Origin of the sequence: Streptococcus oralis (assembly GCF_003943825.1) — a bacterium.
GTDB lineage: Bacteria > Bacillota > Bacilli > Lactobacillales > Streptococcaceae > Streptococcus > Streptococcus oralis_CD.
The window spans coordinates 1-767 of sequence record NZ_RJNJ01000055.1; the positions used below are offsets into that span (position 1 = coordinate 1).

General features: G+C 36.4%; 1 pseudogene. It reads right to left on the minus strand.

What is annotated here, in order from left to right:
- Positions 1 to 767: pseudogene (locus D8863_RS10520) on the minus strand (hypothetical protein); the annotation flags it as partial.

The window sequence follows — 767 nt, forward strand, 5'->3', positions numbered from 1 at the left end:
GAATCAGAATCAACTCCTGTCTGTAAATCTTCAAGACTAGAGGTTAAGGTTGTTCCACCTTCTGCTAGTTTTCCAGCACCATCTGCAATCTTCATAGCACCACTTCCGAGTTGAGATGCTGCAGAAAGTAACTGTGTTGATTTATCTGTTAATTGACCAGAGCCAAATTGTAATTTAGTGAGACCTGCTATTAGCTCTGGACTCTTACTATTTAATTGGCTAGAACCAGATGAGAGTTTTTCGATACCTGTTACTAATTCTGGAGTTTTTCCAGCTAACGCATCTACTCCAGCTGTCAAGGTTGATGTATTTTCTGTCAACTTACTTGATCCAGAAACTAATTGATCTAGACTAGTTGTTAAACTTGCATTCTTTTCACTTAGTTGATTCGCACCTATAGAAATAGTATCCAGTCCTTTAGTATAGTTTACAACTCCTCTTTCAATTGACTGACTTCCAGGAACTAACTGGTTATCTACAGCAGTTTGCAATTTTGTAAATCCATTTGACAATGTTGTCAAGGAGCTAGATGCTGCAGGTAAGAGTTGATTTGCTTTCGTCTGCACTAGAGATAGATTAGTTACTTGTTGTTCTGAATTCTCTATACTTTCTTTTAATCCCCCTACTGTTGTTAAAATTGTTTTTGCTGACTCAATAGTAGAATTAGAATTTTTAGAAATAGCTTCTGTCAATTCTTTCTTTTGTTCCTCTGTAAGAGATTGATAAGTAGCTGTTGATTGAAGGTTTGCAAGAGTTTTCTCTTGTTC